10 protein-coding genes and 1 other annotated feature are annotated in these 14,861 nt (G+C 45.8%); of the genes, 4 read left to right on the forward strand and 6 right to left on the reverse strand.

The genetic code is table 11. The annotated features are described in order from the left end of the window. Positions 1–151 precede the first annotated feature (151 nt). Entirely contained in the window at positions 152–1,345 is a 1,194-nt protein-coding gene (locus tag ACYQ2O_RS00660; protein WP_346025539.1) for an iron-containing alcohol dehydrogenase, read from the forward strand. A gap of 23 nt (positions 1,346–1,368) precedes the next feature. Then, the gene (locus ACYQ2O_RS00665; RefSeq protein ID WP_346025540.1) at positions 1,369–2,514 is read left to right on the forward strand and encodes a GerMN domain-containing protein; all 1,146 of its coding nucleotides are present in this window, start codon (positions 1,369–1,371) and stop codon (positions 2,512–2,514) included. A gap of 128 nt (positions 2,515–2,642) precedes the next feature. On the opposite strand, the gene pepV is transcribed toward ACYQ2O_RS00665, so the two are convergent. After that, on the reverse strand, positions 2,643–4,052 hold the full coding sequence (gene pepV, locus ACYQ2O_RS00670) for a dipeptidase PepV (protein WP_346025541.1): 1,410 nt from the start codon (positions 4,050–4,052) through the stop codon (positions 2,643–2,645). 184 nt (positions 4,053–4,236) lie between these two features. Here pepV and ACYQ2O_RS00675 point away from each other — a divergent pair, with 184 nt between their 5' ends. Further along, positions 4,237–5,085: an NAD(P)H-hydrate dehydratase gene (locus tag ACYQ2O_RS00675; protein ID WP_346025542.1), complete on the forward strand. Its 849-nt coding sequence runs from the start codon at positions 4,237–4,239 to the stop codon at positions 5,083–5,085. Between the two features lie 529 nt (positions 5,086–5,614). Further along, complete coding sequence (locus tag ACYQ2O_RS00680) at positions 5,615–5,881, forward strand: hypothetical protein (protein WP_346025543.1); 267 nt, start codon at positions 5,615–5,617, stop codon at positions 5,879–5,881. 284 nt (positions 5,882–6,165) lie between these two features. On the opposite strand, the gene ACYQ2O_RS00685 is transcribed toward ACYQ2O_RS00680, so the two are convergent. From ACYQ2O_RS00685 to nagE, 5 genes are all read right to left on the reverse strand, one after another. Further along, a complete protein-coding gene (locus ACYQ2O_RS00685) occupies positions 6,166–6,885 on the reverse strand; it encodes a pseudouridine synthase (protein WP_346025544.1) in 720 nt (239 codons plus the stop codon). A gap of 49 nt (positions 6,886–6,934) precedes the next feature. Then, positions 6,935–8,596, reverse strand: coding sequence for a putative polysaccharide biosynthesis protein (locus ACYQ2O_RS00690; RefSeq protein WP_346025545.1), 1,662 nt, complete (start codon positions 8,594–8,596; stop codon positions 6,935–6,937). 200 nt (positions 8,597–8,796) lie between these two features. Then, positions 8,797–10,557, reverse strand: coding sequence for an ABC transporter ATP-binding protein (locus ACYQ2O_RS00695; RefSeq protein ID WP_346025546.1), 1,761 nt, complete (start codon positions 10,555–10,557; stop codon positions 8,797–8,799). Positions 10,558–10,625: 68 nt separating this feature from the next. Beyond that, positions 10,626–13,043 (reverse strand): leucine--tRNA ligase, encoded by a 2,418-nt coding sequence (gene leuS, locus ACYQ2O_RS00700; protein ID WP_459795814.1) that lies wholly within the window; start codon positions 13,041–13,043, stop codon positions 10,626–10,628. A 55-nt stretch (positions 13,044–13,098) separates the two neighbouring features. Beyond that, positions 13,099–13,309: a binding site (T-box leader), on the reverse strand. A gap of 44 nt (positions 13,310–13,353) precedes the next feature. Further along, positions 13,354–14,853 carry an N-acetylglucosamine-specific PTS transporter subunit IIBC gene (nagE, locus tag ACYQ2O_RS00705; RefSeq protein WP_346025548.1) on the reverse strand — a complete coding sequence of 500 codons (1,500 nt, stop codon included), beginning with the start codon at positions 14,851–14,853 and terminating at the stop codon, positions 13,354–13,356. Between the last annotated feature and the right edge of the window lie 8 nt (positions 14,854–14,861).

Consider the following 14,861-nt stretch of genomic DNA (forward strand, 5'->3'; position numbering starts at 1 on the left):
CTTGGAAGTAGTTTGGTTGGTACCTACTATTTTGAACGAGATTTAGGGGAGGGGCAAGTGTTTTTTTGCTTTTCCTTGATATAACAACCATTGTAAGCAATTATTAAAAGAAAGTATTGACACTAACTTATACTACAAAGGAGGCACTAATATGAAACCAGAGATATCTGATTTTACTTTTTACAATCCTGTTAAAATACTGTTCGGAAGAAATAAAATCGAACAATTAGATAAGCACATCCCTTCTGATAAGAAAGTTCTCATCTTATACGGTGGCGGCAGCGTCAAACGATTCGGAACACTTGACCGTGTAAAACAAGCCTTGTCACACGAGACTGTCGGCGAATTCGGCGGAATCGAAGCTAATCCGACATTTGAAACTTGCATGCAGGCCGTGGAGCTTATCAAGGAAGAAGGATATGATTATCTGCTGGCAGTCGGTGGCGGATCGGTCATTGACGGCGTGAAATTCATTGCCGCAGCAGCAGAATTTGATGGAAATCCTTCTGATATCTTCGGAAAAGGTGTCGGGGCTGGTAAACCTGTCCAGTCTGCCCTGCCTTTTGGAACGATCCTGACTCTCCCCGCCACTGGGACCGAAATGAATGAGACGTCAGTTATTTCATTCAAGGAAAAGAAAGCTAAAGTCAGCTTCAGCAGCTGGGAAGTTTTTCCGAAATTTTCCGTTCTCGAACCTGAACTGACCTATACTCTTCCAAAAAGGCAGCTGGCCAACGGGATCACTGACTCATTCATTCATATTCTGGAACAGTATCTGACTTATCCTGTCGGCGGAAAAGTGCAGGATGAATTTGCTGAAGGCCTGCTTCGCATCCTGATCGAAATTGGACCGGACGTCATTGACGAATCGAAGCATGACTACAATCTGAGAGCTAACTTCATGTGGACCGCTACTCTGGCGCTGAATCGCCTGCTGTCCAGAGGAGTACCTGGAGACTGGTCGACACATGCACTTGGCCATGAGATCACTGTCTTGAACAATACAGACCATGCACGTACGCTTTCTGCAATCATGCCGGCTGTGATGACGGTCCGTAAACTCAAGAAATGGGACAAACTAGTTCAATATGCCGAAAAAGTCTGGGGCATTTCTGATGGGACTGAAGAAGAAAAAATTGATGCAGCTATTCTTAAAACGATCATCTTCTTCAAGTCGATCGACATGCCCGTCAACCTTTCTGAAGTCAACGTTCAAGAAGAGGATATTGATACCTTAGTTTCACAACTCGAAGCACACGGCAATGATTCTATTTCGGAACGTGGCGACCAGACTTTGGATATTTCAAGAGAAATCTACAGAACGGCTCTTCACAAAAATTACTGAGCACCAATTAAGGAGTGATAAGAATGTTGACGAACACTTGGCTGAAGTATACGTATCTGACACTTTCCGCTGGCCTCATTCTCGCTGGCTGCAATAACGAAGATGACAGTGAGGATATCGACGAGCCGGATGAAGAAGTCATCGCACCCGAACAGGATGACGAAGATTTAGATGAAGACGACACGGACGACCTTACTGAAGATGACTATGCCGTATCACAAGATCTTGAAGTCTGGTTCCCCAAGCTGGAAGACACCTGGCTTGAATACGAGGGTGAAGGCATAGAGTATGCCTCATTCACCCGTTATCCTCAGTTCGCCCATGATGACACGCTTCAGATGATTGAGTCGACTGCTGGAACCGATGTGGTTACTGTCTATGAGTATACTGAGGATGAAATACGGGAAATTTTTGTACGTCCGGAAACCTATTTCAGAGATGATATGATGGACACCGGATTGAGCAGTGCGCAGGATGACCACGAAATTATTCTCCAGCTGCCTATTGAAGCCGGTCACTCCTGGGAGAGCCCGACTGGCTCAGTAACTGAAATAACTGATGTGGCAGTTGAAATTGACCTCCCTTTCGGAACCTTTGATGCAATCGAACTGACGCGCGAACGCGAAGGCAATACGACAGTGTATTACTATGCTGATGGCATTGGGCTGGTCGAGCGCATTTCAAATCCCGGTGACGATGAGATGGAGATTCGTTCAACATTGACAGAACTTGCGGAAAATCAGCCAGAAGAACATTCCGTGACAGTTTTTACACTCGATGATCAGGCTACTGAGCTTCAAGCTGTCAATACGTCTATTGAATTGTATACTAACGAGCCCATTCGAGTGGCTTTGACAGAAGTCCTGAGAGGACAGGCCGAGGGTTACGACTCTTTAGCTCTGATTGCTGGGTCAGCTGAAATCAACTATATGTATCTTGGAGATGATGGCATTGCATATGCCGACTTTTCCGTAGAACTGATTGATGATATGAATGCCGGATCGGGAATCGAGTCACTCATTGTTCAGGCACTGGTCAATACCATTGGAGCCTACTACAATGTTGAAGAGGTTTCGCTGACAGTCGATGATGAGCCCTACTCTTCCGGACACCTCCACAGGGAAGAAGGAGAGACTTGGACAGTTGACCATTCACAAGTCAGCTGGTAACTAACGGAATAAGTACTAAAGAAGCCATTTTATTCTCAGGAATGGCTTCTTTTAGTGAGTAATTTTAATTTGAGCATATTAGAAAAAAGGAAGAGCCGCGGCTCTTCCTTTTTTCATTCAGCTTATCTTTATTTGATCAGTTCGTAGATTGCTTCTGCGTAGATTGCCATTGCATTCATAAGATCATCTACAGCCATGAATTCATTGGCCTGGTGCATCGTATCAACACTGTCCGGGAACATTGCGCCGTATGCGACTCCGCGTTCCATCAGACGGCCGTATGTTCCGCCACCAATAACCATTTCGTGAGCTTCAAGCCCAGTCTGACGATGGTAAACGTCCAGCAGTGTTGTCACAAGCGGATCGTTGGCAGGAACATAGTGAGGTTCCTTCCCTTCACTGTTTGAAAGCTCTACATCATACTGAGACAGCTTGTCTTTGAAAGTATCTAAGATCTTATCTTCTGTTGTCCCTTGAGGGTAACGCATATTGACCGTGATTTTTCCGCCTTCTTCTGCTTTATAGGAGAAGACACCCGGATTGGAAGTCAGCTCTCCCATTACGGAGTCCGTATGATCGATACCCAGTTTTTTCCCTTCAGGATCATCGTGCAGATAAAGTGTGATGACTTCCAAGAAAGTTTTTGCATCTTTTCCAAAATTAAAGTCTGATAAATAACGTGCCAGGTAAGTCGCTGCATTGACTCCACTGGCCGGCTTGCTTCCGTGAGCCGCCTTACCGGTGAATTCCAGCGTTACTTTGTTTCCGTCCACAGCCGCTGTCCCTTTGACTGGTAGTCCATTAAGGAAGTCAGTCAGTCCAGATTCGATAGCTTGAGGGTCGTCACTTTTAACGACGGCTACCGCATCTTGAGGAACCATATTCGGACGCAGGCCTGATTCAAACTGAACTAATTCATTTGATGCTCCGGACCCGTCTCCTTTTGTTTCGATGAATACAGTTGTATTCCCTTTTTCACCATTAATGATCGGGAATGTGGCATCCGGTGAGAAACCAAAGTCAGGTTCAGGCTCAGTTTCAAGGTAATGCTTGATGCCTTTCCATTCACTTTCTTCATCTGTTCCGATGATGAAACGGACTTTCTTGGAGACCGGCAGATCAAGGTCTTTGATCATCTTGATCGCATAATAAGCCGCCATACCAGGTCCTTTGTCATCGCTTGATCCACGTGCATAGAGACGGCCATCTTTGATCACGGGTTCAAACGGATCTGTTTCCCATCCCGTTCCTGTAGGGACAACGTCGACGTGAGCCAGTACGCCCATGAGTTCGTCTCCGTCACCGTATTCGATGTGGCCAGCCCAGTTATCTACATTTTTTGTTGTGAAGCCATCACGGTCACCTAAAGCCAGAAATGCCTCAAGTGCTTCTTTGGGACCAGGTCCAACAGGCGCTTCCTCTGTTGCTTTATCATCATTACGTACACTATCGATACGAAGCAGGTCAAACAAGTCTTCCAGAAACGCATCTTTACGTTTCGCCGCTTCAGCTTTCCAGTCAATTGAGTGTTCAGTCATTCTTACATTCCTCCTATACATTTTCGTGTCTCTTTCTCTATTTTATCATTTATTTCATTAAACTCCAATTAAAGATGACACGAACACTTCTTTCCACATTATAACAGTCAACTAAACATGCTGACTGGTTTTACTCGACTGGATAGTATTTGAAGAGTAAACTAAAGGAAAGGAGGCATGCCAGATGAATAAAATAACTAAAAGAAAAGTAGAAGCCTTTATTACTGAACGAAAAAAAGACAGTTATAAAGGTACGTATGGTCGGGTACTGTTAGTTGGAGGTAACGAAAATATGGGTGGCGCGATTATTTTATCTGCTTCAGCCTGTGTTCACAGCGGCGCAGGTCTGGTGACAGTAGCTACAGATCCAAGTAATCACGCTGCCCTTCACTCCAGACTTCCTGAAGCGATGTGTCTGACGTTGTATGATCTCCAGCAGTTGGAATCCATGATCGATGGGATGGATGTGATCGTCATTGGACCGGGTCTGGGTCGTGATCAGAGGGCGGCTGATGTAATGAAAACCGTTTATGAAACAATTGACGAGGAGCAAATCCTAGTTCTGGATGGGGATGCTATTCATCTGCATGTCAATGAAAATCTCCCTCCTCTGAAAGCAGAACTGATCGTGACGCCTCATTTAGGCGAGTGGCGTACACTGACTGGTGTACCGATCGATGATCAAGACGTTGAACTGAACCATCAGAAAGTGAAGGATCTGAATGCGGTAGTGGTTTTGAAAAAAAGTCGGACGGAGGTCTATTACGAGGATGAAGTCTGGGAAAATACTGCCGGGAATCCTGCAATGGCTACCGGTGGCATGGGTGATGCTCTGGCTGGAATGATTGCCGGTTTTGTCGCACAGTTTGAGCATAAGAAACACGCTGTTCTGGCATCCGTATACCTGCACAGCTACATTGGCGATGAACTAGCCAGACACCAGTACGTTACCTTGCCAACACATATTATTGAGCAGATTCCTGAAACAATGAAAACTTTTTCAAAATACGACAGTGGGAAACGGTTCGTTTGAGTGGTCTTTGGATTCATAAAAGATATCGGACAAGGCAATTTCCCTTCCAAGTGGTCTGACAAACTCATTGTTATCTATGAAGAATTTCCTAAATTTCCTCTGTCTGTTTATGGATATATTGTCAACAAGTATAAAAAAAGATACACTTATGCAGATAGAGTTTTTAACGTAATTCCGAAATTCATCTCCCACTTCTAAGCGTATGGGTGCGAAGCACCAGTGAAAGTGGGAGATGAATTTCGGTCAAGCGATAGCTTGAAGTGGTTAATGTCATTCTCATTTGGTATACTTTATATATAGACGATAACCAAGTCTATATAGGCGACAACCAAGCCTACTGAGTATTCCTTGGCGTTAGCCAAGTAAAAGAAAACCTATGAGGCAGGGACTGCCTTTTGAGCCTACCCATATCCGATTCCTCTGTCTGCATGAAACCTGTGCAGACAAGAATGGAGTTCGTAGGAAGCCCCCACTTCAAAATCCGGAGGATTTAAGTGGTGGGTAGTTCACATAGAGGGATGTGTGTACGATGAAAAAAAATAAGTTGCTGATCAATTCTATCTGGGTGTTTCTCCTCGGTTTTCTCCTGATGTTGATGAATCTGGACCTTCTGTACTTTTTCGGTATTGCCGGATTTTTCGTGTTCGCCCTGTGGTCCACACCTCAGGCAAGCGAATATGTCACAGAAGAAGAACACGAACAGGATAAGAGAAAAATGAAATGGACGATGGCTCTGGCGTTCTCCTATGTCGGTGCCGGCTTCCTGGCGCTCGTTCTTCAAACCTTTGTGCTATAAATAAATGACCAGTCGTTGCCTGACAAATGGCTATAGCTGGTCATTTTGCTGTCTTCTACATAACAGATACTGATCGTCTGTTTAAGTAGTTAAAAGCCGATTTGGCGGCTTTTTCCTCACTATAAATGATTGTTTTGTTCTAAATCTGCAAACATTTGTCTTAAGACTATTTAAGTAATCCAACAGATTAACTTCCTTCGATCGGCCAATAATACAAAAAAAGATGCCCTTCAATCCAAGTTTCCAGCATTAGTTGGACGGATTCAAGGGCATCTCTTTTATATTTACGCTTTCTTCAATAACTCGACTTCTTCTGACGTCAGTTCTCTGTAAGCACCAAGTTCAAGTGTGTCATCGAGTTTGATTGGCCCCATTTCAAGGCGTTTCAGGTAGGTCACTTCTTTCCCGACTGCCTGTATCATACGCTTGACCTGGTGGAACTTCCCTTCTCGAATAACCAGTTCAATGACTGACGTTCCAGCTTCCTCATCTGTTGACAGAATTTCCAGATCGGCAGGAAGTGTCTCATAATCGTCATCCAGAGTTACACCTTCTTTAAACTGGACGATATCCTCCTTAGTGACTATGCCGTCTATTTCTGCATAATACCGCTTGTCTACATGATGCTTCGGTGAAAGCAGTCGATGCGTCAGCTTGCCGTCGTTTGTCAGTATCAGCAGCCCTTCTGTGTCGATGTCCAGACGACCGACCGGATGAGGCTCCTGCAGACTGTCCTGCATCTCCAGAAGATCAAGCACGGTTTCATGCATCAGGTCTTCAGTAGCACTGATAACGCCTTGAGGCTTGTTCATCATGAAGTAGACAAACTCCTGATAATCCAGTTTTTCTCCACCGACCGTTACTTTGTCCGTATCAGGATCGACATGAGTCTTCGGGTCCGTCACGGTTTTTTCATTGACCTCGACTATTTTGGTTTTTAACAGTTTCTTTACTTCTTTTCGTGTGCCTAAGCCACTGTGGGCCAGCAGTTTATCAAGTCTCATATGCTCTCCTTTCGTTATTTCATAAACTCTTGAGTGTGCAAAGAGTATTCTATTTCATTCTAAATTTAGCTCGTGCACGTTCAGCTTTAGCACCGATCAGTCGGTCAGCTAGTCTCGTTTTCAGCACAAGATAACCATAAATAAGGATCCCGACTACTGCTATTATTGCAAGCGCAATCAACGAGTGCATTCTTATTTCATAATTCAGGATGAATCCTAGTCCCCATTTTACAATAAGTGTTCCAACTCCCATAGCTCCAGATAAAATCAGGATCAAAAGGGAACGTCTGAACAGTCTGCTTGCGGAATAGTGTGTGTGTTCATGCATGATACGCATCATCAGCCAGCAGCTTATGCCAAAACCGGCGATAGATGACAGCAGCATGCCGTATGGACCGAGCCATGATACGAATAGAACCTGGGTGACCACTTTTACTACCAGTCCGGTCATCAGAGCTTTGATAGCCGGACGAGTCAGGTTGGCAGCCTGAAGCATATTCCCCAGCACCGCATATAGTGCAACAAATATACTCATCACAGCTGACACTTGTGTGATGCCAGTTCCGAGAGCATTGTTGCCGTAGAAAATGGTATACAACGGTTCAGCGACGACAGCCATACCAATTGCTGCAGGGAACATGGCAAACAGCAGAAGCTGGATTCCTTTTGAAAATTGTCTGCGCACTTCATTCATATTGTTTTTCGCAATCAGATCACTGATAAGAGGAACTGAAGCGATCGACATGGCCGTACCGAAAGAAGTGAGTACCATGATCAGTTTATGTGCATTGGCCTGAGTGATTCCGTAAGTCTGTTCGATCATGCTTTCGCTCATATTTGAAAAGGCAGACATGAGCGGGCCGTATGTGACCTGGTCGACGATTTGAAAGACGATGATTCCAGTCGCAATGATGATGAATGGAATCGACGTTTTAATAATATTTATGATCAGCTCGTTCGGTGAGACTGATACCTCGCCTTTGCTTTCTTCAGGCTCATAGTTGAAGGCTGTCTTCATGCGTTTGAGCACAAATCCTAGATAACCTAGTGAAAAAATTGCTCCCACAAACGCTGCAAAGGTAGAGAATGCAACGGCTGTCACCACTTCACCGGAATTGACCTCTCTGATGACATACACAGTTGACAGGAGGAAAATGATTCGAGCCAGCTGTTCCAGTATTTGAGACACTGCAGACGGCTTCATCGTATTATGTCCTTGGATAAATCCGCGTGTGACACTCTGAGCAGGAATGATGAGTAAAGCCGGAGTCAGTGAGCGCATGACTAGAACGGCTTCAGATGCGCTGGCTGATGGGCTGGCTTCAGCAAGCAGCGGTGCCATTACAAACATGACCAGAGCTGAAACGACTCCAGTGATAGCCATGATTTTGAGACCCTGTTTATATATGGCCTTTGAAACCCCATACTCCCCTAATGCATTATAGTAACTCACCTGTTTGGATATAGCACTCGGTACGCCAGCCGTCGCCAGAGCAAGAAAGAACCCATAAGGCGTATAACCCATCTGGTACAATGCATTCGCTGCATCTCCCGGACCCTGTCCACCCATCCAGGCATACCAGGGAATGATATACAAGGCACCCAATATACGGGAAATCATGCTTCCGGCAGTCATCCAGGCAGTTCCGCTTATCATTCTTTCGTCATGAGACATTTCTTTAGTTAATCCTTTTGTTGCTTCAGAACTCATTCTAGAACCCTCTTTTCACTCGATACCAGCTGGCTGTCACTCCTGTGTGCGCTGGATTCATTTTACCTATCGCTTTTCATAGAAAAAAGGAGCAAAGTGCTCCTTTGTAACAGACTCTATTTTACTGCTTTAAGTGTTTCCGTGCAATCTTTTGAGCGAAAGATAAATATTTTTCATCTCTTTTTCGTTAAACTGTCACATCATTCATCTGCCAGCTGCTGATGAGCAAAGGATCTGTAGAGAGGATGCGTCTTCATCAATTCCTCGTGCCTGCCTATACCAGTCAAACGCCCCTGTTCTATGAACAGAATCTTGTCTGCGTCTACTATCGTACTCAAGCGGTGGGCAATGACGAAAGTGGTCCGCCCGACCATGAGTTTCTTCAATGCACTAGATACTTTTTCCTCAGACTGACTGTCCAGACTGGCTGTCGCCTCATCCATCATCAGGATATTAGGATCCCTTAAAAAGGCACGGGAAATATTGATCCGCTGCCTCTGTCCGCCTGACAATTTCAGACCTCGTTCGCCAACCGGTTCATCAAGCTTGCCCGGAAACTCCTCCACAAATTCTTTAGCATAAGCCATTTCAAGTACTTCCCACAAGCGCTCGTCGGATATGCTGTCGGCATCCGGCAGCCCGTAACAGACATTGGAACGGATGGTTCCAGACATCATCGCATTTTCCTGAGAAACGTACCCGATCTGACTGCGCCATGAACTGAGCGAGATTGTCTCTATAGACACCTCTCCTGCTCGAATCTCTCCACTGTCTGGTGTGTAGAACCGCTCCAGGAGTGCAAAAAGTGTGGATTTCCCTCCACCACTTGGACCAGCAAACGCAACCTTTTCTCCCGGAAGTGCTTCAAAGGAAATGGACTTGAGCACTTCTTTCTCAGATTCATAGGAAAAGCTGACCTGATCAAAAATAATAGGCAGGTCAGCAATGGTTCTGTCTTCTCCCTGTTCTTCAGCTTCCTCTTTTTCTTCTAAAATAGATGAGATGCGGTCCGTTGCACCGGTAGCTTTCTGCATCTGCATGAAGAAGTTCATGAAGGTGATGATCGGAAAAATGATTTGGAACAAATAAAGCAGAAATGCTACCAACTGACCCGTAGTCATCTGTCCTCTGGCTACGCGTACACCTCCGTAACCGATGACGAACACCATGACCCCCATCATAAGCGTATATATAAGCGGACTGATGATGGCCATGTATTTACCTTCTTTTAATCCGATGGTGTAAAGTTTTTCAATGTCCTTCTTACCTTTTGACTGTTCATAGCTTTCAGCTGTTGAGGATTTCATCAGTCTGATTTCAGCGATCGTTTGCTGGATCTTTCCGGAAAACGAGGCCGTCTCATCCTGCATCTCTCTGGATACTTTAGCTATTTTCTTTCCTAGAGGACGCGTCAGCATTAGTGCAAGTGGAACTGCCGTCAGCATGACCAAAGTCATCTGCCAGTCCATGAGTACCAAGATAATAAAAATACCAAACAGGGACAGAATCCCGTTGATAAACTGCGGAAAAAAGGACGAGATCAGATTCTGGACGATCGTCGTATCATTCGTGATCCGACTGACCACTTCTCCTGATGCATACTGATCAAAATAGGAAACAGGGAGCTTGATCACTTTATTCCATAAAAAAGAACGCAGACTCGCCACTACCCGTTGACCGATCTTGTGCAGCACATAATTTGAAAATCCATTGAAAATAACCTGAAAAATGAAGATACCTACAATCAGAGCAGCTAGCCACGGTCCAAACTGGTCGAATTCGATGCCATCTATGAACTGCTGAGTGGCGAGTGGAATCATCAGTTGTGTAAAGGTCGTCAGGAGGCTGCCTGCGAGTCCGATTGCAATGAGCCCTTTTGAGATCTTCGTTGACCAGATCAGTTGAGTAAATTTTTTCAGGTCACTTTTTGTTGGAGTTTTCAGGTCGGATGATTTTTGCATAAGCTTTCCTCACTTTATTTTACAGAGAAAAAGGGAAGGACTCTCCCTTCCCTCTTATCCCCTAACTGTTAATTAGCTACGATGTTGACTAGTTTCCCTGGGACAACTATAACTTTTCGTACGGTCTGTCCTTCCAGCATCTCCTGGATTCTACTGTCTGCAAGCGCCAGTTCTTCAAGTGCGTCTTTCGTTATCGATTTCGACACTTGTGCTTTTGAACGAACCTTTCCGTTGATCTGGAAAACGACCGTTACTTCATCCGTAACCAGTTTAGTTTCATCATATGACGGCCACTCTTCATAGGAAATACTTTCGGAAGCTCCGGTCACTTTCGCCCACAGTTCTTCCGAGACGTGAGGTGCGATCGGTGCCAGCATCTTGATGAATCCTTTGACATAGTCAAGCGGCAGACCTTCTGCTTTATACGCGGCATTGATGAAAACCATCAACTGGGAAATTCCTGTATTGAATTGCAGATTCTCATAATCTTCCGTCACTTTCTTCACAGTCTGATGGAAGACAACCTCTAGAGATTTGTCGTCATAAGTGGTGATGCGGTCTCTGACTTTTCCATCTTCATCGATGAATAGGCGCCAGACACGGTCCAGGAACTTACGTGCGCCTTCCAGTCCGTCTTCACTCCAGGCGATGGCTGCATCCAGAGGTCCCATGAACATTTCATATAGACGCAATGTATCTGCACCGTATTCTTCCACTGCGACGTCTGGATTGACAACATTCCCTTTTGACTTGGACATTTTCTCATTGTTTTCTCCCAGGATCATACCTTGGTTGTAAAGTTTCTGGAATGGCTCTTTAGTCGGAACCAGACCTAAATCATAAAGGAATTTGTGCCAGAAGCGAGCATAAAGCAGGTGAAGTACTGCGTGTTCCGCTCCGCCAATATAAAGATCGACAGGCAGCCACTGTTTCAGTTTTTCAGGATCTGCCAGCTGGTCCGGGTTCTTTGGATCGATGAAACGAAGGAAATACCACGAGCTTCCTGCCCACTGCGGCATCGTGTTCGTATCTCTTTTCCCTTTCATACCTGTTTTTTCGTCTACTACATTGACCCAATCTTCAATGACGGCCAACGGTGATTCACCTGTACCGGATGGTCTGATTTCATCCGTTTTAGGCAAGGTTACCGGAAGATCTTCTTCAGGCACTGTGGTTGTCGTGCCATCTTCCCAGTGAATGACAGGAATCGGTTCACCCCAGTAACGCTGGCGGGCGAACAGCCAGTCTCTCAGACGATAAGTTGTCTTAGATTCACCGATATTGTTATCTTCCAAGTAAGTGATGATGGTCTCTGTTGCCTCTTCCTGATTCAGGCCGTTCAGAATACCAGAGTTGATATGCTCACCGTCACCCGTATAGGCTTCCTTGTCTGTATCTCCGCCTTTAATGACTGGACGAATCGTCAGATCGTATTTCTGAGCAAATTCATAATCACGTTCATCATGAGCAGGAACAGCCATGATTGCCCCAGTACCGTATGAAGCCAGGACGTAGTCAGCGATCCAGATCGGCATCTCCTCGTTGGTTACTGGGTTTACTGCATAAGCTCCTGTAAAGACACCCGTTTTATTTTTATTCAGATCCGTACGCTCAAGGTCAGATTTCTTGTTTGCCTCAGTGCGGTAAGCATCGACTGCTTCTTTCTGTTCAGCTGAGGTGATCTTGTCGACCAGATCTGATTCCGGTGCAAGAACAGCATAGGTCGCTCCGTAAATCGTATCCGGACGAGTTGTGAAGACAGTGAACGATTCAGCAGAATCCTTGATGCCGAATGTAATTTCAGCTCCTTCAGACTTGCCGATCCAGTTACGCTGCATGTCCTTGATGTGTTCCGGCCAGTCCACTTCCTCCAAATCGTCCAGCAGACGATCTGCGTATGCCGTAATCTTAAGCATCCACTGCTTCATCGGTTTACGGTAGACTGGATGTCCTCCACGTTCGGATTTTCCGTCAATGACTTCCTCATTTGCCAGAACGGTACCAAGTGCCGGGCACCAGTTGACAGGGACTTCCGCTTCATAAGCCAAGTCTTTTTCAACCAGCTTCGTAAAGATCCATTGCGTCCATTTATAGTAGTTAGGATCTGTCGTATTGATTTCACGGTCCCAGTCATAACTGAAACCAAGCGACTTGATCTGACGCTTGAAAGTCTGAATGTTCTTTTCAGTAAACTCAGCTGGGTCGTTTCCGGTATCCAGTGCATACTGTTCAGCCGGAAGACCGAAGGCATCCCATCCCATCGGATGAAGCACATTGAAGCCTTGCGCACGCTTCATTCGTGAAATAATATCTGTTGCCGTGTACCCTTCTGGATGCCCGACATGCAGCCCCTGACCTGATGGATACGGGAACATATCAAGCGCATAAAAGTTATCCTTGTTCTTATCTTCAGTGGTTCTGAACGTCTGGTTCTTTTCCCAGACAGCCTGCCACTTCTGTTCGATCGTCTTATGGTTGAATGACATACAATTCTCTCCTTTAAATTAAAAAATGCCCTATGAATAACAGACGAGCTGTTACTCATAGGGCGTTAATGATCGCGGTACCACCTATGTTTACTGTTTTACATGAAGTAAAACAGCCTCCAGTCCTTAACGCGGAAAACGGCAGCGGGTACTTGATTCCCCGAGGCAACTTGTCAGGCGAGTTCAGCTGTCTTTCTGTGTATTTTCACCACCCATACACTCTCTGGAAGAAAGAGACACTTACTACTCCTGTGCACTGTTTTTCTTATCTTTCCACTTATTCTACCAAAGGCTCAGGTAATGCGCAATCTTATTTTAATTTTTCCATTTCGTTCGCTACGAATTCCACATCCGTTCCGACAACGACCTGCATTGTGTTCCGTCCTGTTTTTCTCAGTCCTGGTACGTTTGCCTGCCTGATTCTATTTTCGTTTACCTTGTTCATGTCATTTATCTCCAGCCTCAGTCGTGTGGCACAGTAGTCCAGAGAGCCGATATTTTCCTGGCCACCCAGGCCGTCGAGGATGATTTCTGCTTTTCTACGGTATTCGTTGTTATCTGCAGCCAGGACAGGATCTCTGTCTATCCCCTGGTTGGCTGTCGGCGAGGCAGTAGCTGTCGGTCCTCCTGATACTTCTCCTTCATCGAGCGCCAGTTCTTCTCCTCTACCTGGCGTTTTCAAATTGAATGTTTTAATTGCCCAGAGGAAAGCAAAATAATAGATGACCGCAAATACGAGTCCCTGAACGATCAGCATGTACGGCTGATTGGCCATCGGCAGCCTGAAACTGAGCACGCCATCGACAAACCCGGCACTGAAACCGAACCCGGCAGTCCAGTTAAATGTCGCTGCAATAAACATAGAAAGACCTGTCAGCAGGGCATGTATTACAAATAACAAAGGTGCGACGAACATGAAGGCAAACTCCAACGGTTCTGTCACGCCTGTAAAGAACGTTGCAAATCCTGCGGCCAGCATCAATGAGCCGACCCGTTTCTTCTGGTCTGAATCAGCCATCTGATACATAGCCAGACCACCGGCAGGCAGTCCGAACATCATGACAGGGAAATAACCGGCCTGGTACATGCCTGTCACCCCCACTACTCCTGTTCCTTCCCAGAAATTCTGAATGTCATTAATTCCAATCAGATCGAACCAGAATACTGCATTTAAAGCATGGTGAAGACCCGTCGGAATCAGCAGCCTGTTAAAGAACCCATATAACCCGGCTCCAAAGGCTCCCAGACCACTGATGAATGTTCCAAAGTCAACGAGCAGACCGAAGACTGGTGGCCAGACAAACATCAGTATACCTGACAAGACTAGTGAGGCTACTGCAGTGATAATCGGCGGAAGACGTCTTCCACTGAAAAATGCCAGAGCTTGAGGAAGCTTGACTCCACTGAATTTATTATAAATGACCGCTGCAATAATACCGACAAGGATACCGATAAACTGCGTTTCGATACTGTCAAAAGCCAAGTTCACTTCTTCCACGTCAATCTGCTGCAGCTGGGCAACCGTATCCGGACTCAGCATGGTCGTTGTCACAAGCCAGCCGACCAGACCGCTCAGAGCAGCCGACCCGTTCTTGTCCCTGGACATGCCTAAGGCTACCCCTATCGCAAACAGTATACCCATGTTATTGATAAGGGATGCTCCTGCGCTGATCAGGAAAGCCGCAATCTGGCTTTCTCCACCCCAACCGCTCGGATCGATCCAATACCCGATACCCATCAGAATAGCTGCTGCAGGCAAGACCGCCACAGGCAGCATCAAGGATCGGCCTATACGTTGTAGATACTTCATTTGTCCCA

The organism is Alkalibacterium sp. m-11 (assembly GCF_054658155.1).

Excerpts from the sequence above, each read along its gene's own strand:
- ACYQ2O_RS00660 (WP_346025539.1), top strand. The coding sequence starts at position 152 with ATGAAACCAGAGATATCTGATTTTACTTTTTACAATCCTGTTAAAATA.
- ACYQ2O_RS00665 (WP_346025540.1), top strand. The coding sequence starts at position 1,369 with ATGTTGACGAACACTTGGCTGAAGTATACGTATCTGACACTTTCCGCT.
- pepV (WP_346025541.1), bottom strand. The coding sequence starts at position 4,052 with ATGACTGAACACTCAATTGACTGGAAAGCTGAAGCGGCGAAACGTAAA.
- ACYQ2O_RS00675 (WP_346025542.1), top strand. The coding sequence starts at position 4,237 with ATGAATAAAATAACTAAAAGAAAAGTAGAAGCCTTTATTACTGAACGA.
- ACYQ2O_RS00680 (WP_346025543.1), top strand. The coding sequence starts at position 5,615 with ATGAAAAAAAATAAGTTGCTGATCAATTCTATCTGGGTGTTTCTCCTC.
- ACYQ2O_RS00685 (WP_346025544.1), bottom strand. The coding sequence starts at position 6,885 with ATGAGACTTGATAAACTGCTGGCCCACAGTGGCTTAGGCACACGAAAA.
- ACYQ2O_RS00690 (WP_346025545.1), bottom strand. The coding sequence starts at position 8,596 with ATGAGTTCTGAAGCAACAAAAGGATTAACTAAAGAAATGTCTCATGAC.
- ACYQ2O_RS00695 (WP_346025546.1), bottom strand. The coding sequence starts at position 10,557 with ATGCAAAAATCATCCGACCTGAAAACTCCAACAAAAAGTGACCTGAAA.
- leuS (WP_459795814.1), bottom strand. The coding sequence starts at position 13,043 with ATGTCATTCAACCATAAGACGATCGAACAGAAGTGGCAGGCTGTCTGG.
- nagE (WP_346025548.1), bottom strand. The coding sequence starts at position 14,853 with ATGAAGTATCTACAACGTATAGGCCGATCCTTGATGCTGCCTGTGGCG.